At 52.2% G+C, this 25,523-nt stretch carries 21 protein-coding genes and 1 tRNA gene; 12 read left to right on the forward strand and 10 right to left on the reverse strand.

Annotation, left to right across the window (positions count from 1 at the left end; all coding sequences use genetic code 11):
* The 9 genes from JRF57_10850 to JRF57_10890 all read right to left on the reverse strand — a co-directional run bounded on the left by JRF57_10850 (position 1) and on the right by JRF57_10890 (position 8,767).
* A tRNA-Val gene (locus tag JRF57_10850) sits at positions 1–72 on the reverse strand.
* A 50-nt stretch (positions 73–122) separates the two neighbouring features.
* The gene (locus JRF57_10855) at positions 123–977 is read right to left on the reverse strand and encodes an rRNA pseudouridine synthase (protein ID MBW2304197.1); all 855 of its coding nucleotides are present in this window, start codon (positions 975–977) and stop codon (positions 123–125) included.
* On the reverse strand, positions 862–1,671 hold the full coding sequence (gene scpB / locus JRF57_10860) for an SMC-Scp complex subunit ScpB (protein ID MBW2304198.1): 810 nt from the start codon (positions 1,669–1,671) through the stop codon (positions 862–864). Before scpB ends, JRF57_10855 begins: the two co-directional genes overlap by 116 nt.
* Entirely contained in the window at positions 1,664–2,413 is a 750-nt protein-coding gene (locus JRF57_10865; protein ID MBW2304199.1) for a segregation/condensation protein A, read from the reverse strand. The genes scpB and JRF57_10865 overlap by 8 nt, the downstream gene beginning before the upstream one ends.
* A gap of 280 nt (positions 2,414–2,693) precedes the next feature.
* Positions 2,694–3,677: a tryptophan--tRNA ligase gene (trpS, locus tag JRF57_10870; GenBank protein MBW2304200.1), complete on the reverse strand. Its 984-nt coding sequence runs from the start codon at positions 3,675–3,677 to the stop codon at positions 2,694–2,696.
* Between the two features lie 128 nt (positions 3,678–3,805).
* Positions 3,806–6,523, reverse strand: coding sequence for a CBS domain-containing protein (locus JRF57_10875; protein MBW2304201.1), 2,718 nt, complete (start codon positions 6,521–6,523; stop codon positions 3,806–3,808).
* 425 nt (positions 6,524–6,948) lie between these two features.
* Entirely contained in the window at positions 6,949–7,314 is a 366-nt protein-coding gene (gene dksA / locus JRF57_10880) for an RNA polymerase-binding protein DksA (GenBank protein ID MBW2304202.1), read from the reverse strand.
* A gap of 20 nt (positions 7,315–7,334) precedes the next feature.
* Positions 7,335–8,444 carry a molecular chaperone DnaJ gene (gene dnaJ / locus JRF57_10885; GenBank protein ID MBW2304203.1) on the reverse strand — a complete coding sequence of 370 codons (1,110 nt, stop codon included), beginning with the start codon at positions 8,442–8,444 and terminating at the stop codon, positions 7,335–7,337.
* A gap of 2 nt (positions 8,445–8,446) precedes the next feature.
* On the reverse strand, positions 8,447–8,767 hold the full coding sequence (locus JRF57_10890; protein MBW2304204.1) for a DNA-directed RNA polymerase subunit omega: 321 nt from the start codon (positions 8,765–8,767) through the stop codon (positions 8,447–8,449).
* Positions 8,768–9,519: 752 nt separating this feature from the next.
* Between JRF57_10890 and JRF57_10895 the strand changes: the two genes are divergently transcribed.
* Complete coding sequence (locus tag JRF57_10895; protein ID MBW2304205.1) at positions 9,520–11,052, forward strand: YifB family Mg chelatase-like AAA ATPase; 1,533 nt, start codon at positions 9,520–9,522, stop codon at positions 11,050–11,052.
* 226 nt (positions 11,053–11,278) lie between these two features.
* Positions 11,279–11,932: a lactate utilization protein gene (locus JRF57_10900; protein MBW2304206.1), complete on the forward strand. Its 654-nt coding sequence runs from the start codon at positions 11,279–11,281 to the stop codon at positions 11,930–11,932.
* Between the two features lie 51 nt (positions 11,933–11,983).
* Here the strand turns inward: JRF57_10900 and JRF57_10905 are convergent, their stop codons facing one another.
* Positions 11,984–13,429: a CoA-binding protein gene (locus JRF57_10905; protein ID MBW2304207.1), complete on the reverse strand. Its 1,446-nt coding sequence runs from the start codon at positions 13,427–13,429 to the stop codon at positions 11,984–11,986.
* A 694-nt stretch (positions 13,430–14,123) separates the two neighbouring features.
* Between JRF57_10905 and JRF57_10910 the strand changes: the two genes are divergently transcribed.
* The 10 genes from JRF57_10910 to JRF57_10955 all read left to right on the forward strand — a co-directional run bounded on the left by JRF57_10910 (position 14,124) and on the right by JRF57_10955 (position 25,408).
* Positions 14,124–14,891: an ABC transporter ATP-binding protein gene (locus JRF57_10910; protein MBW2304208.1), complete on the forward strand. Its 768-nt coding sequence runs from the start codon at positions 14,124–14,126 to the stop codon at positions 14,889–14,891.
* A gap of 41 nt (positions 14,892–14,932) precedes the next feature.
* Complete coding sequence (locus tag JRF57_10915; GenBank protein MBW2304209.1) at positions 14,933–16,066, forward strand: branched-chain amino acid ABC transporter substrate-binding protein; 1,134 nt, start codon at positions 14,933–14,935, stop codon at positions 16,064–16,066.
* 80 nt (positions 16,067–16,146) lie between these two features.
* A complete protein-coding gene (locus JRF57_10920; protein MBW2304210.1) occupies positions 16,147–17,058 on the forward strand; it encodes a branched-chain amino acid ABC transporter permease in 912 nt (303 codons plus the stop codon).
* A gap of 1 nt (position 17,059) precedes the next feature.
* The gene (locus JRF57_10925) at positions 17,060–18,286 is read left to right on the forward strand and encodes a branched-chain amino acid ABC transporter permease (GenBank protein ID MBW2304211.1); all 1,227 of its coding nucleotides are present in this window, start codon (positions 17,060–17,062) and stop codon (positions 18,284–18,286) included.
* Positions 18,273–18,977, forward strand: a complete 705-nt coding sequence (locus JRF57_10930; protein ID MBW2304212.1) for an ABC transporter ATP-binding protein — start codon at positions 18,273–18,275, stop codon at positions 18,975–18,977. Before JRF57_10925 ends, JRF57_10930 begins: the two co-directional genes overlap by 14 nt.
* A gap of 641 nt (positions 18,978–19,618) precedes the next feature.
* Positions 19,619–20,134 carry a purine-binding chemotaxis protein CheW gene (locus tag JRF57_10935; protein ID MBW2304213.1) on the forward strand — a complete coding sequence of 172 codons (516 nt, stop codon included), beginning with the start codon at positions 19,619–19,621 and terminating at the stop codon, positions 20,132–20,134.
* Positions 20,135–21,050: 916 nt separating this feature from the next.
* A complete protein-coding gene (locus JRF57_10940; GenBank protein ID MBW2304214.1) occupies positions 21,051–21,191 on the forward strand; it encodes a DUF2080 family transposase-associated protein in 141 nt (46 codons plus the stop codon).
* A 437-nt stretch (positions 21,192–21,628) separates the two neighbouring features.
* Positions 21,629–23,638: an aldehyde dehydrogenase gene (locus JRF57_10945; GenBank protein ID MBW2304215.1), complete on the forward strand. Its 2,010-nt coding sequence runs from the start codon at positions 21,629–21,631 to the stop codon at positions 23,636–23,638.
* Positions 23,639–23,674: 36 nt separating this feature from the next.
* Positions 23,675–24,223 carry a (4Fe-4S)-binding protein gene (locus JRF57_10950; GenBank protein ID MBW2304216.1) on the forward strand — a complete coding sequence of 183 codons (549 nt, stop codon included), beginning with the start codon at positions 23,675–23,677 and terminating at the stop codon, positions 24,221–24,223.
* A 33-nt stretch (positions 24,224–24,256) separates the two neighbouring features.
* Positions 24,257–25,408 (forward strand): (Fe-S)-binding protein, encoded by a 1,152-nt coding sequence (locus JRF57_10955; GenBank protein ID MBW2304217.1) that lies wholly within the window; start codon positions 24,257–24,259, stop codon positions 25,406–25,408.
* The last annotated feature ends 115 nt before the right edge of the window (positions 25,409–25,523 follow it).

Here is a 25,523-nt window from a genome sequence, read left to right on the forward strand (position 1 = left end):
TGGGCGGTGTGGGATTTGAACCCACGACTTCCACCGTGTGAGGATGGCACTCTCCCGCTGAGTTAACCGCCCGGATGTGTGTACTCTTTACACTATCCTTTCCCTGCATGCAAATAAAAAAATCATTTAAGGCCCACCATTTTTTTCATGGCGTCCACCTCGTGGGTTTCCAGGTGGCGGTATTCACCGATCTTCAGGTCCCCGAGTTCCAGCACACCGTACCCGGTTCTGATCAGGTGTACTACCCGGAATCCGACGGCCTCGAACATCCGCCGAATAAGTCGGCGTCTGCCGCTCGTGACGGTAATGCGTACAAGACTCTTGCCCTTTTCCTCCCCCAACCGGGCCACTTTTGCCGTGCCGCTGAAACCATCGTCAAGGTATACTCCTTTCCTCAACCGTTCCAAAATCGCCTCGGGAATGGATCCATTCACCGTAACCTTGTAAGTCTTGGGAACCCTGAAACGTGGGTGTGCAAGGCGATGTGCCCAGTCTCCGTCATCGGTCAGGAGTAAAAGCCCCAGGGTATCGAAATCGAGCCTTCCAACGGAGTAAACCCTTTGGGGCACATTTTCAAGGAGATCCGTAACAACGGGCCGACCTTCAGGATCGCTGAAGGAACAGAGATAACCAAAGGGCTTGTTGAGCATGAGGTAGATCCTCGGGGAAGGCCCGGGGATCTCCTGGCCATCTACCTTGATCCTGTCTACACCCCAAAGGGCCTTGGCACCGGGACCGGAAACCACCCGGCCGTTGACCGTGACCCGGCCCTCAGATATCAACGCGTCTGCTTTTCGACGGGAGGAGACCCCTGCAAGTGAGAGGATTCGATTGACCCTTTGGGGGACCAGGAAGGTTCTATCATCCCCCGGAGGGCTCTTGATCGGGGTCCATTCGGCCGGTTTTGGTTGGGAGGCTTTCTCGGGTTTGGCGCCCCTTGATGTCTTCCGGCGCGCTTCCCGATGCCTGCCCTCCATCATCCTCTTCCCCTTCTCCCGGCGCATCCCCCGCGCCCTTTTCCGAATCCCGGTTTTGGGCCTCGAAGAACCCATTTTGGGTGATTTCTTTGATCTCATGGATGAGGCTCCTTTGCGATGGTAATCCCTCCGGTCCCCCTTCTTTCAAAGGCGCCTCGGATTCCAGTTCGTCTGAACCCAGGGACTGGATTTCCTTGAGTTTTGGGAGGGAGTTGAGGTCCTTGAGATCGAAGACTTCCAGAAAGCGCTTCGTCGTTCCGTAAATCAAGGGTTTTCCGGGAAGGTCCTTTCTCCCCATGATTCTGATGAGTCCTTTTTCAAGGAGGGTTTTCAAGATCCCCCCCACGTCAACGCCCCTGTATTTCTCTATCTCCTGGCGGAGAATAGGCTGCTTGTAAGCAATAATGGCCAGGGTCTCAAGGGCCGCCCTGGATAGCCTGCTTGGGGAACTCTGGATCATCTTCCGAATGTAGGGTGCATACTGGGGATGAGTCCTGAGCTGGTAACCTCCGGCAACCTCCTTGAGAGTGAAGCTGCGCCCCATGGCCTCGTATTCATATCTCAAGACCTTTAGGGCGCTCCTGATCTCAGCCGGCGAGGCATCCGGCAGACAATCCCGGATATCTTTCGGACTCAGCGGTTTATCTGATGAAAAGAGCAATGCTTCTATGATCAATTTCAAAGACTTAACCATTCTGGTCATCCTCGGTTTTCTTGAATCGGGCTTCGAGCCGGATATCTCCTTCCGGATCCGGTTGAAAGGCCCTGACAAGGCCCCTTTGAATAAGCTCTAGAAGGGCGAGGAAAGTAACGACCAGTTCCCCTAAGGGTGCCTTTTCCGTGAAGAGGTCCCTGAAGAACAAGACCCCCTTCTCCTTCAGGCGGTCAAGGATAACCGTGGTCTTCTCTTTCAGAGACCACTCTTGTGCCCGAAAATGGAGTTGAGGGAGGGGACCTCGCTGATCGAAAACCCTTTTAAAGGCATCAATGAGTTGAAACAGGTTGACCTGAAACGGGGCATCTTCTTCTGCCTGGAACTGCTCGAGGTAATCACGCGGCAACCTCCTCGTAAACACGTTCCTGTCAAGGAGGGGCCTTTCACCCAGCATAGCGGCCGCCTCCTTGAGCTGGAGAAATTCGATAAGGGGGCGGGTGATTTCATCCCTTGGATCCTCTTCGTCCTCATCGTCGGTCTTGGGCAGAAGCATCCTGGATTTGATGTGCATGAGGGTGGAGGCCATTACCAGGAATTCGCCTGCCACGGTGATGTTCAATGCCTTCATCATGTCTATGTATTCCAGGTACTGGTCCGTGATCAAGGCGATGGGGATATCAAAAATATCCACCTCGTTCTTTCGGATGAGATGGACAAGAAGATCCATCGGCCCTTCAAAAATCTCAAGTTTGACTTCGTAATCCTTGGTTTCCACCGTCATCAATGATGAACCGTCCCGCCTCAAAGGCTTTTGGTGGATGCCCGCATTTGTTTTCAGGCTCCATCAGATCCTGGTGCCGGGCGCCCGGCGTATGGCATGGTATATTTTTATCCCAAATCTTCGGTAATCCTTCGCTCGATACGGATGGATCAAATGGTTTCTGCCACTTGGAAACCTGCCGGGTCCGTATATGGGAGGCTGAGAAGCCTTCGTAAGGTTTCCCGCGCGGCCTTACGTGAAAAAGAAGGGATCTCACCTAGGCCCAGTGGGGAGGTTTGGGCTAGATCTTTACGGCTTCCCTGACTTCTATCATGGTCTTTTGCGCTACCTCTCTGGCACGGGCATTCCCGTTCTCCACCACTTCCCGCACATAATTCATGTCGGCCTCAAGCTCAGCCCTTTTGGCCCGAATAGGTTCCAGGGCCTTGTTCAAGTTTTCGCTCATACGTTTCTTGCACTCCACACAGCCGATTGAGGCATTTCGACAGTCTTCATCGATTTGAAGGAGAACTTCACGTGGTGTATAGATTTCATGAAAAGAGAAGACGTTGCAGATCTCCGGACGTCCCGGGTCGGTTTTTCGGGCCCGTTGTGGATCAGTGATCATTTGGCTTACTTTTTTCTCCGTATCCTCAATTGAATCAGATAGAAAGAGCGCATTGTTATAGCTTTTGCTCATCTTTCTCCTGTCAGTCCCCAGGATCTTCGAGGTAGGTGCCAATAAGGTGTCGGGTTCGGGGAAAACCTGACCATAAAGGTGGTTGAACCGCCTGGCGATCTCCCGAGTGAGTTCCACGTGTGGGGCCTGATCCTCTCCGACGGGAACGCCGTTGGCCTTGTACATGAGGATATCGGCGGCCTGAAGAACAGGATATCCGAGAAAACCGTAAGTGTAGACATCTCTCTGGGTCAGTTCTCTGAGCTGTTCTTTGTAAGTCGGGTTCCTTTCCAGCCAGGGCAACGGGGTGATCATGGAAAGGAGCAGGTGCAGTTCCGAGTGCTCTTTGATCTGGGATTGTACGAAAAAAGTCGCGACATCAGGGTCGAGTCCCACTGAGATCCAATCGATGATGATCTCAAAGGTGCTTTCCCGGATGGTTCCCGTATTGGCATATTCGCTCGTCAGGGCATGCCAGTCCGCAATGAAAAAGAAACACTCATATTCTTTTTGAAGCTCCATCCAATTGCTCAGGGCCCCATGTAGGTGACCCAGGTGGAGTTTTCCGGTCGGTCTCATTCCGCTTACGATTCTCTTCTTGCCCATTTCTTTATTCCGCTCCAAATTTATTCATATTTTGTCCCCCGGACAATGGGAGGAAAACTCTTGCCTTCTTGGTTATCGGTAACACGCCTGGGAGACGGGGCGGGAAGGAAGCTGTGTGTTCCCGCGCCTCAGGAAGGCGGCTCCTGATTCCCTCCGCTCTCGGCGGATATTGGAAAGTGATCCTTCACGAAGAGGATTTCGTCTTCCCTGCTCTTTAGGGTTTCGTTCAGCCTGGCCTCCAGGAGGCTGTCCAGGATTCTCCGGTATAGAGGACCCGGGGGGTACCCCAGTTCCTTCAGGTCTTTTCCCCTCAGGATGGTTTCAGTCCCCTTCAAGTGGGTGAAATATTTTGAGATCAGCCGCCTGACACCACGATTCTTGCTTTTGGCCATCATGTAGAGCAGGATGTCTGTATCATATTGGGAGAGCAATGTATAGAGAGGATAATTATCTCCCTCCCTGAAACGGTACAGTTTGTCCAGCACGTCGTTCACTTGGCTCCGCTGCTCGATCATCCTCCTTCTCTCCCCGACCCCCACCTGCATGCGTTCCATCAGATCCTCCAGGGCAGGCGCTTCGAGGGATGACGTGAGCCCATGCCAGTAAACCTTCCACGATTCGTAAGGTTCATCCAGATAGAGATTGTCGAACCAATAGAGCACCCCCCTGATCTCCCTGAGAAGCGTCCAGAGGTCGTTGTTCACTTTGATTTCCGGTGAGAGAAACCGCAGGAGATCGAATTCGTTCATCCTCTCGATGGCCTTAACCGGTTCCTCTTCCATGAGCATGAGTTTTATCTCTGTGAAAAGGCGTCTTCCCGAGAGGGCCTTGAATGATTCGATCTTCACGGCGTTTTTGATCAGGGCAAGGGTGAGTTTGCCGATTTTGAAACCGAATCGCTGCTCAAAACGTATGGCCCTCAGCACCCGCGTGGGGTCCTCCACGAAGCTGAGGTTGTGAAGCACCCTGATCACCTTTTCCCTGAGATCCTTCACAGCCCCGAAGTGGTCCACCAGGATTCCGAATTCCTTTTTGTTCAGCTTGACAGCGAGGGTGTTGATGGTGAAATCCCTCCGGTAAAGATCCATTTTCAGGGAGCTCATTTCCACATTCGGCGGGGCGGCGGGAGATTCATAATATTCGATCCTGGCGGTCGCGATATCCACTTTGAACCCGTCAGGGAAGATGAGCACCACTGTTCCGAATTTTCGATGGCTCCTGACCTTGACTTCGTGTTGCTTGGCAAATTCCTGCGCGAAGCGGATCCCGTCCCCCTCGATCACGATGTCTATATCGAGGTTTTCGCGTTTCAGGAAGATGTCCCGGACCACGCCGCCTACCAGGTAGGCGTTGTATCCCAGCATGTCGGCAACCACACCGAACTCTCGTAATATTTTTATAATCTTTCTCGGGAGACGTTCTTTGAGCATGGCCGACATGTTCTTCTTTCGGCCGAACCGGGCCGCATGACGGGACTCGTAAAGAAAATCTGGCAGCACCGGACCTCCCACCAGGATGTTCATGAGATCCGTTCGGGTGATGACGCCCACCACCTTTCCCTTTTCAACAACGGGAAGGATCCTGAGCTTGTCCTGGATGATTTTCTCCTGAACCTCCTTGAGAGGGGTTTCAGGAGTTACGGTAGGGACGTCTATGTTTAAGTAATCCTTGACCTTTATGTCTCCCAGGCCGAAGTAGACGGCCTTTTCCACGATTTGGCGAGTGATGTACCCCGCGAGTTCGCCCTTTTCGTCGAGGGCCACCAAGACGTTGATGTTATATTGGGTCATGAGGGTCGCGGCGTTCTTTATGGTTTCGTCCACCGGCACATGGATCACCGGGGAGGTCATCATATCCTTGGCCTTTTTCTGGGGGGTGATCCGGCTGCGGAGAAGATGGTGGAGGGATTTTTCAACCTGGATCAGGGTCTTGTTCTTGATGGTGGCTGATGCCGCCTGGGGATGCCCGCCGCCGCCGAATGCGAGGGCGATTTCGGCCACGTTGACGTCCTCCACACGGCTTCGTGCCACGAGGTAGATCTTGTCTTCCATCTGGGCCAAGGCAAAGATCACCTTCAGGTTTTCCATCTCCATGAATTTGTGGACCAGGACCGCGAAATCCCCGATGTATTCCTCCCTGATGACCTTGGCGATGATGACCTCGACCCCGTTGATAACCCTGGTGGTGGCGGAGCGTGTAAGATCGTTCAGCAGCCATACCTGTTCGGCCGTGAACTCCCGTGGAAGCATGTCGGCGATGAGATTGAGATTTGCTCCCTGTTCAACGAGCCATGCCGCGGCCCGCAGATCCTCGGGCCGGGTTGAGGAGAAGGTGAAGGACCCCGTATCCTCGTGAATCCCCAGGCACATGATGGTGGCCTCGTCGGGATTGATGGGGATTTTGCGCTGGCGTATGATATCGGTCAGGATGGAGGTGGTGGCGCCGACAGGCCGTATGACTTCCAGGTCTCCGTGAATATCTTCATGGGAGTCGTGGTGATGATCGTAGATGTGGATTTCCAGGCCTTCCCTGTCCACAAGGTCGGCGAATTTCCCGATGCGGCTCCGCATCCGTGTATCCACAAGGACGAGCCTCTTTACCTCGTCGAAATCGACATCTTTGATCCTTGTGAAATCGAAGAGATAGGAGGTCGAGTGCAAGTAGAAATTGCGGAGGTTCCTTTCTTGCGATCCTGGAAAAACGAGGGCCGCTCCTGGATAAAGTTTTCTTGCTGCAATGAGGGAGGCGAGGGCATCGAAATCCGCATTGATATGGGTAGTGATGATTTCCTTCGGTCTCCCTTTTGAGGAAGGAGATCGATCCTTTAGGGACGGCTTCTTTTCCATGACAGCATAGTAGCATAGAGGACTAATTCAGTCACCGGTCATTTCCAGGAGACCTTTGCAAAACGCCCCCTTTTGTTCATTTTCGGCGTCAGGCTCAAACCGGGCACCCACCCGAAGGGTGGGGAGTCCAAGTGAAACGCGGACAAATTTCAATCCTCAAAATACTTCAATGTATGGATGCTTGTCCCGCTTGGGATACCAAGGGGGGCGGTTGAAATTTTGGCCTTCCCCTCCGGGGCGTAGGCCTTACGGGCCGGAGGGTTGAACTTGAAAATAGAGCATTTTTCAAAGGTCTCTTCCCGGTGGCCGTCGGGGCTCCCTTCAGGCGGGGCATAAGGGCTTGGTGCCCATGAGAGGGGCGGAAGAGAAGAGCTGGAGAAACCGGCTTGAGCCGGGTTGTTTTTCCCTTGTCGAAAACAGAGATATCAGATCCCCTTGGCTTTCTCTTCGGATTCCTGTTTTTTCTTGCATTCGATGCAGAGTGTGGTGACGGGCCTGGCCTTCAACCTAGCCTCCGAAATGTCTTCTCCGCAGACTTCACAGATGCCGTAGGTCCCATTGTCGATGCGTTCCAGGGCTTCTTTGATCTTGCCGATCAGCTTTCTTTCCCTGTCCCGGATCCTGAGGGTGAAATTTCTGTCCGATTCCAGAGTGGCTCTGTCGGAGGGATCCGGCAGATTCGCCTTTTCGGAAGTCATGCCGCTCACGGTCTCGTTGGCTTGAAGAAGGAGTTCCTCCAGTCTTTCTTCGAGGCCCTTTTTGAACTGTTCGAGTTTCTTTTTTGATAACATGGCCTTAGATTCCTTCATCACTATTTCATAATTTTATCCCAAAAGGTTTTCTCTTTTCGACGGAACTTTGTCCCTTCGGTCTTCGCGAATTCTTCCAGAAGCTCCCTCTGGCGCTGGGTCAGTTTCTTGGGTATTTTCACATGGACCTTCACGAAAAGATCCCCCCGCTTGTTTCTCTTCAGCATCGGCATTCCCTTCCCCGGAACCGTCAGGATATCATCAGGCTGGGTTCCGGGTGGGATTTCCAGCTCAAAGCCGTCCTCCGCTTCGATTAAGGGGATATGAACGGTCCCCCCGAGGGCGGCCTGAACGAATGAGACTGGGATTTCACAGAGCAGGTGCTCACCCTCGCGGGTGAAGAAATCGTGTTGCCTTATGTGGATAAAAACGAATAGATCTCCCGGTGGCCCGCCGAATTCTCCGGGTTCCCCTTCCCCTTGGAGTCTTAATTGGGAGCCGGTATCGACCCCGGGAGGGATCTTGAGCGTGATTTTCCGCTCCTTTCGGATTTTCCCCGCTCCCCTGCACGCCTCGCAAGGATCCGTGATGATCTGACCCTGCCCGTTGCATGCAGGGCAAGTAGTGGTGATCTGGAAAAACCCCTGGGAACGGACGACCTGCCCCCGGCCCCGGCATGTGGGGCAGATTTGGGGCTCCTTGCCTGGTTTGATTCCTGAACCGTTGCAAAGCCCGCAAACCTGCCATTTCATGAAGGAAATTTCCTCTTCTTTACCGTGGAAGGCCTCCTCGAGGGTCAATTCCAGATCATAGCGGAGGCTGTCGCCCTGCCTGGCCCGTGTTCTGCCGCGGCTTCTCCGGGAACCGAATCCGAAAAAGTCCTCGAAGATGTCCCCGAAACTGCTGAAGATGTCCTCAAAACCACTGAAACCCCTGAAGCCGCTTCCCTCAAGGCCTTCGTGACCGTAACGGTCATAAATTTGACGTTTCTCCCTGTCCCTCAGGACTTCGTATGCCTCCGCAGCTTCCTTGAACTTTTCCTCGGCCTCCTTGTCTCCCGGGTTTCGATCAGGATGATATTTCATGGCCAGTTTACGGTAGGCCTTCTTGATCTCTTCTTCGCCTGCGGAACGGGAAACGCCCAGGACTTCATAGTAGTCCCTTTTGTACATCGTTATTGACCTTCCGCGATCTCTTCTTTCTTCTCTTCTTCCGTTGGAGTTTCAGCAGATATTTCACGGGGTTCGGGTTGCTCGACTCCTTCAAGCAGGATGCCCGTGTCATCCGGAAGTTGAGGAGTCTCCTTTGAAGTATCCGCCAGGACCACCTTTCCTGCTGCGATCTCACGGAGTGAGACAACGATATCCTTGTTCTTGGACTGAATGGTGGGTTCCGCGCCTTTCCTGAGCTGGCGCACCCGTTTGGCCGCCATGTGAATCAACGTGAAACGGTTGTTTACTTTCTTTAAGCAGTCTTCTACAGTAATGCGTGCCATTGGGGATCTCCTGCAAAAAGTATTGCTCCCTTAAATAGGGGGCGGTTACCTTTGGGCGCCGAAGGTGACCAACGCGCCTCATGCTGAACGGCTGGCTATAAGCTCAATATTTGGCATAAATAAACTTTACTTTATAGCAGCCTGAATGTTATATGTAAATTCTTTTTTTTGGATGTCCAGGGGTGGAGGGGCATTTTATTGTCTACCTATGGGAGTGATAGTAAAACCCTTGCCCGGGGGAGGGGGGCACGTCTCCAGGCGACGATTTGGTTTGAGTATCTAATGCGAGAGGGTTCGAGGGGTCACGGGTTCCGGAGCGTATGCGTAAATAGTGTCCATCCATAAGGCAGGCAATTTTGTTCAAGGTCAAGGAAGGCGAAGATTTTAACCCCCCCGCTTGGTATCCCAAGCGGGACAAGCATCCATACATTGAAGTATTTCGAGGATTAAAATCTGAGCCTGACGCCGCTTGTCCGCCGCTGTCTGACGGACTTGTCACGCCGAAGCCTTAGCGAAGGCGGAAGATTGGGGAAAAGGGGCATTTATGGATGGGCACTAAATAGATTTCATCGCCCGGGAGCCTTTGACCCCTTGAATCCTTGGACCCTCTGGCCATTTCTAACTGGAATGGTCGTTGACTGGATGGCTTCAGGCGGAGAAATCGAATTCCCCGAGTAGAACAGGATCGCCGTTACCAAGGTGCACGGCATGGCAAACCGATCATCGTTTCCAGCTGAGTGAGGCCCAGAGACATGCTCGCCAAGGTCTTGAGCAGCGCCGTCATCGGCATTGATGCCTATATCGTGAACGTCGAGGTGGATATCAGCCAGGGACTCCCTTCCTTCTCAACCGTGGGGCTGCCGGAAGGGGCCGTCCGCGAGAGCAAGGAAAGGGTCAGAACGGCTATCAGGAATTCCGGTTACCATTTCCCCTCGGATCGCATCACGGTAAATCTGGCCCCAGCCGATATCAAGAAGGAAGGAACGGCCTTTGACCTTCCCATGGCCCTCGGAATCCTTGCGGGAACAGGACTTGTTTCTCCATCTTCCTATGCAGGGCACCTAGTCCTGGGAGAAATGGCCCTGGACGGGCTCGTCCGGCCCATAAAGGGAGTTTTGCCCATGGCGATAGCGGCCAAGGAGCAAGGTCTGGCGGGCATCTACCTTCCGGCCGAAAACGCGCCGGAGGCCTCTGTTGTCGGCGGGATAAAGATATACCCCCTAAAAAGCCTTTCCCAGTTGATCGAAGCTCTCTCGGGCATTCGACCCATTGAGCCTTTTTCAGGCGATAACCTCCCTTTCGAACCCGGTAAAGAGGAGTATCCCTTCGATTTTTCCGATGTCTGCGGACAGGAAAGCGTTAAGAGGGCGATGGAAATCGCCGCAGCCGGGGGACACAATATGATCATGATCGGGCCCCCTGGAGCTGGAAAGACCATGCTCGCCAAGCGCCTTTCCACCATCCTCCCTGAACTCGCTTTCGAAGAGGCCCTGGAAACTTCCAAGGTTTACAGTGTGATGGGTCTCATGCCAAGGGGAAAGGGCTTGATTCAGACCCGTCCCTTCAGGGCTCCCCACCACACCATTTCAGATGCCGGGCTCATCGGTGGGGGGAAAAATCCCAAACCCGGCGAAGTGAGCCTTGCCCACAACGGGGTTCTGTTTCTGGACGAGTTGCCGGAATTTCGCAAGAACGTGCTGGAGGTCCTCAGACAACCCATGGAAGACAGGGAGGTCACCATTTCAAGGGCCAGTTCTTCGGTCACCTATCCGGCCAATTTTATGCTGGTGGCCGCCATGAATCCCTGTCCTTGCGGTTTTCTCGGAGATCCGAAACGTGAATGTACCTGCACCCGGCTCCAGATCCAGAGGTACCGGTCGAAAATTTCCGGGCCTTTGATGGATCGGATTGACATTCACACGGATGTCCCCGCGGTTCCTTTCAAGGACCTGGCCTCTGAGGATGCCGGGGAGACCTCGGCCGAGATCCTTGGACGGGTCAAGAAGGCCAGGGAGATTCAGAAAGAGAGATTCAGCCGACTAAAGGTTCACGTCAACGCGGACATGGAAAGCCGTCACATTCGAAGGTATTGCAGCCTGGAAGCCGGTTCCATGGATCTCCTGGAAAATGCCATGGATCGATTCGCCCTGAGCGCCCGGGCCCACGCGAGGATCTTGAAGATATCGAGAACCATTGCGGATTTGGAGGGCAGCCCCGAAATCCGGTCCCACCACGTGGCCGAGGCGATCCAATACCGGACCTTGGATCGAAAGGCGCTTTTGTGAATAGGGCCCCGACAGGGATCCGTTCAGACCGACCGACGCACTTTAATGGAAGGGGTTCCATATGATGACTTGTTAAATAAAAGGATCTCATCAAAATTTTGAAACGCTCAGTTTAGGTTGAATAAATCGTTTCCTGCATGGGGAGGGGAGGCGGATGTCCTGAACATCTCCCTTGAGCATCCGTGTGAAAGGAAAAACAAATGATTTCACGGAAAAGGAGCGCACAATGGAGAAACCGATTGAAAATTACTGGAGCTTGAGGCTCGAGGAAGTCAAGAAGGCCCTGGAAGAGAACAATTTCGAGGTTTTTCTCGCCGAGGATGCAGGTAAGGCCAAAGAGGTGGTCTTGGACCATATTCTCCCGGCCGTGGCCCCTAGGAGCGTTTCCTGGGGAGGCTCAGTAACCTTCACAACCACAGGGCTCTACGAGGCTATAAAGGCCCGGTCGGATTTAGAGATCCTGGATACTTACGACAGGAGCATTCCCCGGGAAGAGGTAATGGAGAGACGGCGCCGAGCCCTCTTGGTGGATCTTTTCATCACAGGGACCAACGCTGTGACGGAAACGGGTATGTTGATCAATCTGGATATGATAGGGAACCGGGTCGGGGGGATCACCTTTGGACCGAAGAATGTAATCATTTTGGCCGGCAGAAATAAAATCGTTCCGGACCTGGAAGACGGGATGTTCAGGATCAAGAATTATGTGGCCCCGGCCAATGCAATGCGCCTGGACATGAAGACGCCTTGCGTAAAGACCGGAAATTGCGAGGACTGCAAGAGCCCTGAGCGTATCTGCAATCACTGGGTCATCACGGAAAAATCCTTTCCCAAGGGCCGGATCAAGGTCGTCCTGATCAACCAAGACCTCGGTCTCTGAACCCTTCACGGGGGGCTTTTCAAAGTCCCCCTCCTTCCTTTTTTGCACCATTCAATGACCGCAGGCGCGGGCGTATTCAACGAGGGCCCGCATTGCGCGGGCGGCACGTGCTGGTTCCGGAAATACAGGTATTCCGCCACTCCTGAGCCGTAAGATAAACCTTTCCTTGAGGTCCCTGAAGGTATATCCCACTAGAGGTTTTCGGTGGGCGCCGGGAAGGGCGCAGATCGCTTTGGCATGTTCGTCGATGAATTTGTTCGTTTCCTCGCGGATACGGTCCCGTGGCACACCCATTCGGCCCAACGTTTGTTCAACGAGTTGGGTGGGAAGCAGAAAATAGACCAGAAGCATGTCGGCCCCTTCATCTTCCAGGAGGATCCTGGGAAGTTCCTCGAAATAGTGGGTGGGGTCCTTGTGATATGTCATATCAACAGGGTTCGAGAGGCTTCCCGTGGGAGGAACGAAAGGGGCCAGTCTTTCCTTGGTTTCGCTGGAGAGATTGGGAATCTGCAGTCCTGACCGGTCGCAGGCATCGGCGGCGGCTGCACCCGGTCCGCCGGAATGGGTTTGGATGATGACGCGGGCCCCCCGGGGCCTGGGCTGGGTGGCCAGTACCCAGCAAAAGTCGAAAAGCTCGGTAACGGAAGAGGCTCGGATGATGCCGCACTGGCGAAAGGCACCATCGTAAACCCGATCCGAACCCGCCATAGCCCCTGTATGGGAAAAGCTTGCCCGTTTTCCCGCACCGGAACCCCCGGCATAGAAGGCAACGATCGGCTTGTGAGGAACGATGCTCCTTGCAGTTTCGAGGAAATACCTCCCCCGTGTGATCCCTTCGATGTAAAGGGCGATGACCTTGGTGCGGGGACAGGCTCCGAGATATTCCATGGCATCCACGATATCCACATCGGCCTCGTTGCCGACGCTGAATGCAGTGCTGAAACCCAGTTCCATGTTGTCCAAGAATTTGAACATCTGGGTGACGAAGCTCCCGCTTTGGGAGGCAAGTCCTACATATCCCGCCCGGCCGTCGAATTGGAAAAAGGTGGTATTGAGTCGGTGGTGGGGATTTGCCACCCCGATGCAATTGGGTCCCAGGAACCGTATGCGGTACCTGGCGGCGATCTCCTTGAGGCGGCGCTCCAGGAGCACGCCTTCCCCCCCGACCTCCCTGAACCCGCCCGAGACCACGATGGCATGCCGGATGCCACTCTTCCCGCAAGCCTCTAGGACCTCAGGGACCACCCGGGTGGGCAGTACGAGGAGGGCCAGATCCGGCACCTCGGGAAGTTCCCCGGGATCCCGGTAGGCTTTGATTCCCAGGACCTGCTTTTCGGTTGGATGAATGGGATAGAGAGGTCCTTCAAATCCCAGGTGAAGGAGAGAGAGGAGATGGCTGGTCCCCATGGAATCCCCGCGGTTGGAGGCACCGAAAAGGGCGATGCTCCTGGGATTGGCGAGGGGGTATAAGGGGCTGTCTTCGACCCTGTCAAGCATGATTTTTTGTCCTCCGCGTCGTTTCGCTGGAAATAAAACCTGGATAGGCGGTTGTCACCCGAACCAAGAGTTAAAGGAAATCCACCCTGGAATCAACAAAAATAACCAGTGGCAGATTTTGGGAAAAACCCCATTCACCAACCGCGCTGGGGAAACGAACGCCTTCTTATTTTACAAACGTATGAAACCGGATAATCTTCACATCCGGCTTCAGAATTCATCGGGAGCGGACGTGCTCCAGGGAACCACCAGATCAGGAAATCCGAGAGGGAAGTTGGTCGAGTTCAGGGATCTTCCTTCTTGACTTCACCCGCCGATTCCTATATGAAACGACCCGACCTTCTTTTCGGACTTCTTTTAAGGGATGTGAGATTTAAAGGTCGTAAGTGTATATTGTTCTTTGTTTTTCTTTGGTGCTTGGTCTGATGAGCAGAGGGCTTTGAAACCGTTCAATTTTGTCCAAGGTCTAAGGAGGACGAAAATTTCAACTATTGGAATACATTGAGTATTTCAAGGATTGGAATCTGAGTCCAACCTGCCTGTGTGCAATGCATTGGCAGGCGCTGAGATCGGCAAAGTTGGGCGTTTTACAAAGGTCTCGACCATTTAGCCCTATTCTCCCATTATCGGGCGCAGACGGTCCTTCGAGTAAGTGAAAACCCTCCAGGTATTCCGTAATATATCAAATGGTCCAATGGCTGAATTGGTACTCCAAAACGTAACGAAGAGTTTCGGGGGCTTAAAAGCGGTCGATGATTTGGAGATGACCCTTCACCCGGGAGAGATTCTGGGGCTCATCGGGCCCAATGGAGCAGGGAAGACCACGGTCTTCAACATCATCACCGGGGTATATACTCCTAACACCGGGACCGTCCGTTACGGTGAAACATCCCTCAACAATCTCCTGCCACACCAGATTGTCGAAGCGGGGATCGCCCGCACATTCCAGAATGTCAGGCTTTTCAAGGCAATGACAGCCCTGGAGAATGTACTTGCAGGGCTTCATTGCCGAACGAGGATCGGAATCTTGGGCGCCATCTTCCGGACTCCCTCCCAGCGAAAGGAGGAGAGGGAAAGCCGCGAGGAGGCGGAGGAGATCCTCGGGTTCCTTGACCTTTACAAGGTCCGGCATGAACCCGCGGGAAATCTCCCGTACGGCTTCCAGCGTAGGTTGGAGATCGCTCGAGCCCTGGCGACCCGTCCCGGCACATTGCTCCTGGACGAGCCGGCGGCGGGGATGAATCCCCAAGAATCCCTCGAACTCATGAAACTGATCGAATCCATCCTTGAAAGGGGCATCAATATTTTGCTGGTAGAACACGACATGCGGGTCATCATGGGTATTTGCCACCGCATCGTGGTCCTGGACTACGGCCGTAAAATCGCTGAAGGCAGCCCTGAGGATATTCGGAAAGACCCAAAAGTGATTGAGGCCTACCTGGGAAGTCAGACGAAAGGCTGATTTCTTGTTCTGTTAAACCTTAGTGAGAAGGAGGTGTTAGGATGAAGTCTTTAAGGGTTTTGTTAATCATGATGGTGGTTTGTGGATTGGCGGCCTATCCTGGCTTGGCCGCAGCCAAGACCCTGAAGATCGGCTCCATGAGTCCTTTGACGGGACAGTACGCCGCGGACGGAAATGACATCAGGCAGGGTGTCGAGACGGCAATCGCCATGTGGGAGAAAAAGGGGGGTGTGCCCGGTTATGACAAGATCAAATACTACCCCCAGGATTCCGCCTGTGACGGCAAGCAGGCTGTTTCTTCGGCCAACAAGCTTGTCAACTTAGAGGTCGCAGGCGTCATTGGCGCCTATTGTTCATCCGCCACCATTCCTGCCTCTGACGTGTTGAATGACGCCAAGATCGTCATGTTGACCCCCGCCTCCACCAATGAGAAGGTAACCGAGAGGGGCTTCAAATATATGTTCAGGGTTTGCGGCCGGGATGATGATCAGTCCAAGGCAGCGGCCAAGTTTCTCATCAACCGTCTCAAGATCAAGACCGTCGCCATCGTGGACGACAAGACCACTTATACCCAGGGCCTGGCAGACAACCTGGAAAAGGCCCTTGGAGGAAAGGTCAAGGTCGTGGCCAGGGAACATATCAATCAGGGCGACAAAGACTTTTCGGGCGTTTTGACCAAGATCAAGGCCCTTGATCCGGACGTGCTTTACATGAGCCTTTATAATCCCGAGGGGAATCTTATGGCCATCCAGGCCAAGAGATTGGGACTCAGGGCCACCCTCATGTCCGAGGATGCGGTCTACCATCCCAATTATCTGAAAATCGCCAAGGAAGCTGGCGAGGGTACCTATTTCACCTTCGGCCAGCCCCCCAGCAAGTCCATACCGGAGGTCAAGGCCTTCCTGGATGCCTATACCGCCAAGTACGGAGAACCCGGTTCCTATTCTTCCTATGCCTATGACGCGGCCAATATCCTGCTCTCTGCCATAGCAAAGGTGGGTGCAGATGATCCGGACAAGTTGGCCGAGGCCATCCGGGCCACCAAGATGCAAGGGGCTTCCAAGTTCATTACCTTCGATGAGAAGGGAGACAGTGGATCGACTTATAAAGTGCTCGTGGTGAAAGGCGGAAAGTTCGTACCCTTCTGGGATCCCGAGACCGGGAAAGATTTCTGATTCTCGGGGGTGTAAAGGCCGGCCCAGAACATACAGGTTCCGGGCCGGTTTCCTTCTCTGCTTTATACGGGTGCCAACGCATGGACGTATTCCTTCAGCAGGTCGTCAACGGACTTACCCTGGGCTCCATCTATGCACTGATCGCCCTGGGTTATACCATGGTTTACGGCATCATTCAGTTGATCAACTTCGCCCATGGAGAGATCTTTGCGGCCGGGGGGTACCTGGGTGTCATTACTTTGTCCTTCCTCCAGGCCAGGGGTGTCCTTGAGCATCACCCGATCCTGGGCCTGGCCTTAGCATTCTTTCTGGCCATGGTTTACTGTGCTTTCATGGCCGTGGCCTTAGAAAGGATCGCCTACCGGCCCCTCAGGGGGGCGAGCCGGCTTTCCCTTCTCCTCTCTGCCCTAGGGATGTCGATCTTTTTTTCAAACGGAATGATGCTCTGCCAGGGCGTGTATGACAAGGCATATCCCCATTTCTTCGTATCAGGAGGGTTTCACCTCGGAGGGGTGGTGATTACCCAGATGCAGATTTTCATAATGGTGGGGTCCATTCTCCTGATGGTTGCCTTGAACCTTTTCGTCAACAGGACCCGCCTAGGAAAGGCAATGCGCTCCACGGCCCAGGACAGGGTAATGAGTGCCATCCTGGGTATCAATGCCGATAAGACCATCGTGACTACCTTCGTCATCGGGGCATCCCTTGCGGCCGCTGCCGGGGTGATGGTGGGACTCTATTATGGTTCCGTCCGGTTCGACATGGGCTTCATCCCTGGCATCAAGGCCTTTGCAGCGGCCGTCCTCGGGGGTATTGGAAATTTGACGGGTGCAATGCTCGGGGGAATGATCATCGGGATGGTGGAGATTTTCGCTGCAGGATACCTGGCAAGCGAATACAAAGATGTGTTCGCCTTCGTCATCCTCATCCTTGTCCTGTATTTCCGGCCGACAGGCATCATGGGTATGCAGGTGGATGATACGAGAGTCTGATATGTTGGCCAAGAAGTCCTTAAAATTGGTGATGTTTCTTGTGTGGGCCTTCATCCTGCTCTTCCCCATGCTGGCTGTCAAAGATGGCCAATTCGTTTGGGAAAGGCTTTTGAAGGTCATGGCCGTGCTGACGGCAAGCGGCCTCCTGGTCCTGGCTTACACTTCCATACCGAAGCGGACCTTGAAACCGGGATTCACCGGGAAGGGCCTACCCTTTCGGATCCCTCCAAAGGGGATCATCGCCGCGGGGATCGTTTTTGCCCTTGTTTTTCCCTGGCTCACCAGCAACTATGCCCGTGACGTGGCCATTAATGTCCTTATTTACATATCTCTGGGACTTGGGCTCAATATCGTGGTCGGGCTGGCGGGTCTACTTGACCTGGGGTATATCGCATTTTACGCGGTAGGGGCTTATACTTACGCTCTCCTCAACACCCACTTCGGGGTTCCCTTTTGGATCGCTCTGCCGATCGGTTGCATCATCAGCGCCCTGGCCGGGACTATTATCGGTTATCCAACCCTCAAGATGCGGGGTGACTACCTTGCCATCGTGACCCTGGGATTCGGGGAGATTATCCGTATCGTGCTCAATAACTGGGACAAAGTGACCCGGGGACCCAACGGCATACTGGGAATCAAGGCCCCGGGTGTTTTTTACCCGACCATCGGAGAAGGTGGGATTCATTTCGCCCATTTCTATATGAAGAATCTCTTTTGGCTCTATTATCTCATCTTGGTCATTGCAGTCATCGTCATGGTTTCCGTATACCGCTTGAATACATCGCGTATCGGAAGGGCCTGGATGGCCGTGCGCGAGGACGAGACTGCCGCTGAGCTTACTGGAATCCATACCACCCGCATGAAACTCTGGGCTTACATTCTGGGAAGCATCTTTGCGGGATTCGCCGGAGCGTTTTTCGCCGCCAAGGTGAGATACGTCAATCCCAGCAGCTTCGTTTTCCTGGAATCGGCCTTGGTCCTTTGTATTGTTGTCCTTGGAGGGATGGGCTCCATCCCTGGGATCCTCCTGGGGGCGGCGGCCATCATCGTTCTCCCCGAGGTTTTTAGAGATCTTGAATTATACAGAATGGCCGCATTCGGCGGCGCCATGACACTTATGATGGTTTTTCGGCCCGAGGGACTAATCCCGGCCAAACCCAGGAAACCGGATGATGAGGGGGAGGGAAAAGTTTCCCTCAGCGAGGAGGGTGCTCGTGCTCACGGTTGAGGAGGTCCATACCTATTATGACCACATCCACGCCCTGAAGGGTATCAGCCTCCATATCGAGGAGAAGGAGATCGTCTGTCTGATCGGCTCCAACGGAGCGGGAAAGTCCACTACCCTGATGACCATCAACGGGGTGATTCATCCCAGTCAAGGTCGCATCCGGTTTCTCGATCTGGATATCACGACCGTTCCCCCGGACAAGATCGCGGGGCTGGGCATCAGCCAGGTGCCGGAAGGGCGCAGGATCCTACCGCGCCTCACCGTGGTGGAGAACCTGGAGATGGGGGCCTTTCTTCGCAAGGACAAACAGGGGATTAAGCGAACCATGCAGGAAGTCTTCGACCTCTTTCCCGCCCTGGCGTCGCGAAAAAGACAACAAGGAGGAACTTTGTCCGGTGGAGAACAACAGATGCTGGCCATCGGTAGGGCCCTCATGGCTCAGCCGAAACTGCTCCTGCTGGACGAACCTTCCCTGGGACTCGCCCCTATCATAGTGGACAAGATCTTCGAAATCATCCAACAGATCAATAAGGTGGGAACCACTATCTTCCTGGTGGAGCAAAACGCCAATCTCGCCCTGAATATCTCCAGGCGTGCCTATGTCATGGAAACAGGCCTGATCACCCTGGAAGGCCCAGCCGCCGAATTGTCAAAGAACGAGGAAGTGCGAAAGGCCTACCTGGGAGAATAGTGGGACGATCATGCCTGGAGACCTTTGAAAAACGCTCCCTTTTGTCCAAGGGTCAAGGAAGACGAAAATTTTAACCACAGGAATACATTGAAGTATTTCGAGGATTAAAATTTGAGTCTGACGCAGAGATTGGGCAAAAGGGAGCGTTTTTCAGTCTGCCCTATTCTGATTTCGCAGGACCCAATCCCGGGGGCGCCATGATTCGGTCACTGAGCGTCAAAGGTCTGTCGAAAAGGTCCTTCAACCCATCCCTTTTCTTCCCCTTTTCCGGATTTCTCTCTATCTTGGTTTCCTTCCCCATGGAGCTGGGGTGCCGTCCGTGATCCCGGAATGACGTGGTCTTTACAATGCCTCCAAGGTAATTGCCTTCGGAGCAGGGATCCTCCTTGGGCCAAGATGGAAAAACCCAGTGCAGGAAAGAAGATCACCGCTTTAGAGGATTCGTATATTTTTCTTTATGGTCCCCGGGACTGGGTGGCATTCGATTTGCAGAACGGTAAGATGACGATGGGTCTCGAAAGAGGCCTTATGAAGTTTTTGTCATGTAACCCATGTGAAACAGTGGGGAAAAGACCCGGGTCACATTCCCAGGTCCAACCCCGATCAATCAATAGAAAGATCCTGGAAAGGAGGTTCCTGGAATGACAGAACAGGCTCAAGTGTTGGAGAGAGAGGAGGGCTTGAGTTCGGCCTTGGCTGACAAAGAGGGGAAATATCTCACTTTTACCCTGGATGAAGAGGCGTACGGCATCGGCATCCTTAAGATCAAGGAAATCATCGGTATGATGCCGACGACCCCTGTTCCCCAGACCCCAGAGTTTATAAAGGGAGTAATCAACCTCAGGGGGAAGGTGATCCCGGTCATTGATCTCAGACTCAGATTCGGTCTGGAACCGGTCGAGTACACCGAGAGAACCTGTATCATCGTCGTGGAGACCACAGGGGACTCCGGTGACGTGATGATCGGGATTGTGGTGGATTCCGTATCGGAGGTCCTGAACATCAAGAATGAGGATATCGAGGAGACTCCCAATTTCGGCACCAAATTAAATACGGAATACATTCTCGGCATGGCCAAGATGGAAGGGGGAGTCAAAATCCTCCTGGATATCGACCGGGTGGTTAAAGTGGATGAAATCAGCCAGGCTTTTAATTGAAAGACTTAGTGTGTCTTTCCCCCCTTCTTTCTCCCTATGGCGAAGGAGTGGAACATATTGAACTGATTGAGCAAAAAGGGAGCCTTAATGAACTGCTGGGAATTCAAGAAGTGCGGCCGTGAAAAGGGAGGATCAAAAGCGAATGAACTGGGTGTATGCCCGGCATATCCAGATCATGGAACCCATTGTGCTTGGATTGCCGGGACCCTTTGTGGGGGAAAGGTACAGGGAAGTTTCGCCCAAAAGGTGTCTTCCTGCATGAAATGCGATTTTTACCTCAGTCCCCACTATGATAAGACCTACAAGGGATGAAGGCGTTTCCAGACGCCTTCCGTTTGATTCCGTACAATTTTCCATCGAATCGAGGGCCGGGAATCGTTTAATATGCCGGATCAAACCCGAGGCCCAATAAAATTATCCCGGATGCCGCGTCGGGTCCGTCCATGGCCTCCTGGGGTGGCTCTTCATATCCATTTACCCTTCTGAAACACTTCTTTGCTTACCCTGCTAACGATCAGGCAGGAAAAAGGTGTGTCCGGGGCTGGCATCAATAGTGAACTAACCGCCCTTCAACCGGCCTCATAAGCCTTTCCATCCTTCCCAGACGTGTATTATCCGGTGGTCGCCGAAATCTTTTCAAAGGCTGGGAATTATCTCACGCCCAACTCCACCCATTCGCAGGGTGGAGGTCCTGGTAAGTGCTCTTTTTCCTTGACAGAGCTTGGGGATTTTCCTTATGGTTACTTTGTAGCTAAATTGTATTTAAATTGTGGCGCAACCACTTCTACATTTCCTGGCTTACTGATTAATAATATCAATATGATAGTATGCACAGCCCTTTGGGGGATAGAATTAAATGCCCGAGGAGAAAAAAAGGGAGAACGAAAAAGACCAGCCTCACGAGAAGGACCGCAAGATGGTTCAAAGTAAGGTGAAGTTCGAGGTCTATGGTGAGGAAATGGTTGAAAAGGAAGTCAGGTTTAGTGGTAACAGCGGCCGAGTCTACCTTCCTCCCGACTGGGTGGGTTCCAGGGTCAAAATTATCCGTGTTGATTGATTGAATAAATGAGTAAGCCGGAAGGTCAATTAGTGGAAGGTCCGTTTGGAAGAGGTGTAATGGCTTGTAAAAATACACATTTTCCTTGACAGGTAGTTACAATGTAGTTATTTTGTGACTACATTTTGCCGGACGTTGTTATGTGTTATGGGGGTTTTTTTAATTCGTGTTCATCCATAAATAGGCAATTTTGTTCAAGGTCAAGGAAGGCGAAGATTTTAACCGCCCCGCTTGGGGGCCAAGCGGCAGAGGCACCATACATTGAAGTATTTCGAGGATTAAAATCTGAGCCTGACGATTCTTACAGAGATGCGCCTTCAGCAACTTGAGCAATCTCAAACCTTCACCCTGCGGGTTAAGGCCGTTAGGAGTCAAGCGCCTGAAACCCATGCTGAATGAACATGCCCCGGATTCAGGTAATCTAGAAGGGGGAAAAAATGAGGTATGCAGAGACAGGCTTTAACTTGGAAATTGATCTATCTCGAGGAAGCATTGAAAAGGTACAAACCGATCCTAGATTAACCGAGCTTCATCTGGGGGGGCTGGGTACTAATGCCAAAATATTATGGGACAGGGTCCCTCCTGAAGTTGATGCCTTTTCTCCTGATAATCTGTTGATCTTTAGTTCGGGCCTCCTGGGGGGAACTCCGGCCCCAGGGGCTAATCGCACCATTGTTTCAACCATCTCGCCCCAGACCCATTTGATGGCATATTCAATGATGGGGGGATTTTTTGCCCCGGAGTTGAAATATGCAGGGTATGACAAAGTTATCATCAGGGGGAAATCTCCCAGCCTGGTCTATTTGTGGATAAACAACGACAAAGTGGAAATACGTGATGCCAGTCATCTCCATGGTAAAGGCGCTCTCGAAACTTCAGAACTCATACGGCAGGAATTGAATGAACCAAAGGTCCAGGTGGCTGCAATTGGGTTGGCCGGTGAAAACAGGGTCTACTATGCTTCCATCGAACATGGCAGGTCCAGCGCCAGCAGAGGTGGACTTGGTGCCGTCATGGGGGCCAAGGGACTAAAGGCCATTGCCGTTAGAGGAACGAAAGATGTTAATCTTGCAAGGCCCGATGAATTCTTCGAACTGTGTAACGAGGTGCTGAAATATATTCAATACAGGGCTGAACATCCCGTAAAAGGTGTGCCGGCTATACTGAAAGGAATAGGGTCACCCCAGGAAATGGCAATCCATGACGAGAAGTGGCATACGACCAGTTTCAGTTGGGGAAACGCGCGGCAGAGAAGAAAGGGCTTCTGGACCAAAGAGGTGGAAGAGGAGTGGAGCAGGACCCAGGAAAACGCCGTTGAGCGACTGATAAGTTGCTATAACTGCCCCATGAAATGTGGGGCGGTTATTTCTTATCCCGCCCTCGGGGTCTCAAAGTACATGATGAAGTGTTACTCGAAGCTGACCTATGTAATGGGCGCAATGACGAACAGCCTGGATTTCGGCTTCAGGATCGCCGGTATGGCTCAGGAATATGGAGTGGACGGATACACAACGCCGCAAGTTATGGCCTTCGCCGTTGAACTTTATGAAAACGGTATTTTGACTGATGAGGATATGCCGGGATTTCCTTCCGGCAACGAGGAGCGATTTTTCTGGTTGCTTGATAAAATTGTCCGTCGGGAAGGGATAGGAGATGTACTGGCTGATGGGGTTTATTGGGCAGCCCGTAAGATCGGCAAAGGAGCAGAGGCATATGATCATAACACAATCAAGAAACATGAACAGATCCCTATCAAGCTGGGAATGCTGAATCCTATTTATTACATAATGTGGGCCACCGGTGAAAAAGCAAATATTACCCAAATTGAAGGACAGCTTCCCCAGGCACCGTTTCCCACCAAAGAGTTGCGGGAGGATTTTGTAAAGGATTGGATCCAAGTTCCAACCAGAAACGGGGAAAAGATCAAGCAGTTTGTCTTGGAGTGGGGTGATCCAGGCACCGAATTCCCGAATTATCCGTCCACTGACCTGATCTGTGAGCTGGTCGAGTGGCAGGAGACTATGCACTATATTGATGATGCGGTTGGACTTTGTGCAGGACTTTCATCCTTCCCCCTTAAACCCCCCTATCATATACATAACCTGCCACGGATTATTTCCAGCGGAACGGGATTCGATATGGACGAGGATGGGTTATGGGAATTAGTAAAAAGAAACCGCAATTTGATCAGAGCAGTCAATGTGAGACGAGGTCTGAGGAGAAAAGATGAGAAGCCTCCGGAGGACCACTGGAAGAAAAGATTCCCTGAGCTGGAATCCAAGTTACTTGACGAATATTATAAATTCAAGGGATGGAATAACGATGGTATTCCTACAAAAGAGACGTTGGACAAACTGGGCCTGGATTACGTGGCCGAAGACTTGATACAGAGGGGGATTTTGAAGGATAGTGATGAAGATGTTCCTTCCAAAGAAAAGTCCGCGTAATTAAAGAAGAAATATCGTGAAAAGGTGGTAACCGTTATGACTGAGAAAAAAAAGAAAATAGTCAAAACGATAATTGTTGATGTTGACAAATGCAACGGCTGCCGGGCATGTGAAGTAGCTTGTTCTGCGTTTCATGCTACACCTAAATACAGCAGAAATAACCCGGCCAGATCTCGGATTCGGGTAATTCATGAACCCCTTAAAAACATATACGTTCCTGTATATGCAGGTGAATACACTCCAGCCGAATGTGCCGGGAGGGACAAGTATGTGATCGACGGAAAGGAATACGATGAATGTGCCTTCTGCAGGGCTTCCTGCCCATCCAGGGACCTGTTCAAGGAGCCTGACTCAGGACTTCCCCTGAAATGCGATATGTGTGAATCTGATCCACCTTTGGAAGAGCCTTTGTGTGTTCAGTGGTGCTTGGCCGACGCCCTGACTTATGAAGAAAGGGAAGAAGAAGTAGAAGAAGAAGAGAAAGTGGAAGATATTGAGGTGGGACTGGAATCATTGGTTGACAAATATGGACTTGACAAGGTGCTGGATAGTATTGCACGTATGGCGATGTCAAAGAACGACTAAAACCTTAAGTCTAAAAACGAGGATTAAAAAACAGTGGAAACCGTAGCCCCTTACAAAGAAATTATAGATGTCATAAAAGAGAGCGGTGGGGAAGCATTTAAAAGATGCTTTCAATGCGGATTATGCGATACTGTTTGTCCTTGGAATAGAGTTACTACCTTTAGCATGCGAAAGATAGTCCGACAGGCCACGTTCGGTTTGACTGAGATAGAAAGTGAAGATATATGGCGCTGTACGACCTGCGGAAGGTGCCCTCAGCAATGCCCAAGGGACGTAAAACAGATAGAGTCCGTGGTATCCTTACGCAGGATTGCTACGGAATACGGGGTCTTTCCTACGCCGGTAAAGCCTATCCGCACCGCAAGCGCGAGCCTTGTTGCCGAAGGTAATCCCTTGAATGAAGAACGGGAAAAGAGAGCGGATTGGGCCAAAGAATTGTCTGTAAAGACGTTCACCGAGGGGATGGAAATTTTATATTTCCCCGGTTGCTACCTCAGCTATGATCCGAGATTAAAAAAGGTGGCCAGAGCGACAGCCGGTATTCTCAAGCAGGCAGGGGTCGATTTCGGAATACTGGGAACCAAAGAGAATTGCTGCGGAGAAAGCATCCGCAAGACGGGTGATGAGGAATTATTCAAACGCCTCGCCCGGGAGAACATCAAAAATTTTATTGATAATGGAGTAAAGAAAATAGTCGTTTCCTCTCCTCATTGCTACCATACCTTCAAAAACGAGTATCCTGAATTCCAGGTGAATTTTGAGGTGGTTCATATCTCTCAATATTTGTTTGAACTTATTGGCGACGGAAAACTCGAACTCAAAAAGGAGTATGAAAAGAAAGTCACCTACCATGACCCATGTTATCTTGGGCGACATAACGGAATATATGACGAGCCTCGGGAAATCTTAAACAAGATACCCGGTTTAGGGTTGTTGGAGATGTCCGACTCGCGGGTTGATAGCTTGTGTTGCGGTGGTGGGGGAGGCCGTATCTGGATGGAAACCAAAAAGGGTGAACGGTTCTCCGATATCAGGTTGGAACAGGCTATAGATGTTGGTGCTGAGGTGTTGGTTACTTCCTGCCCGTATTGCATCGCCAATTTCGAAGACAGCCGGTTAACCCTCGATGTCACCGAAAAAATAGAAGTTAAGGACATCACAGAGATAATACAGGAAGCTATTTAGTTTCCTTCCATAAATGGCCTTTTTGCGCAATCTTTCCGCCTTCATCACGACTGCGGTGTGACAAGGTGGGGTAATCCACGGGATTCTTTGTGGCGGCGATAAGTATACGCCTTCG

This window comes from Deltaproteobacteria bacterium, from assembly GCA_019310525.1.
Lineage (GTDB): Bacteria > Desulfobacterota > DSM-4660 > Desulfatiglandales > HGW-15 > JAFDEE01.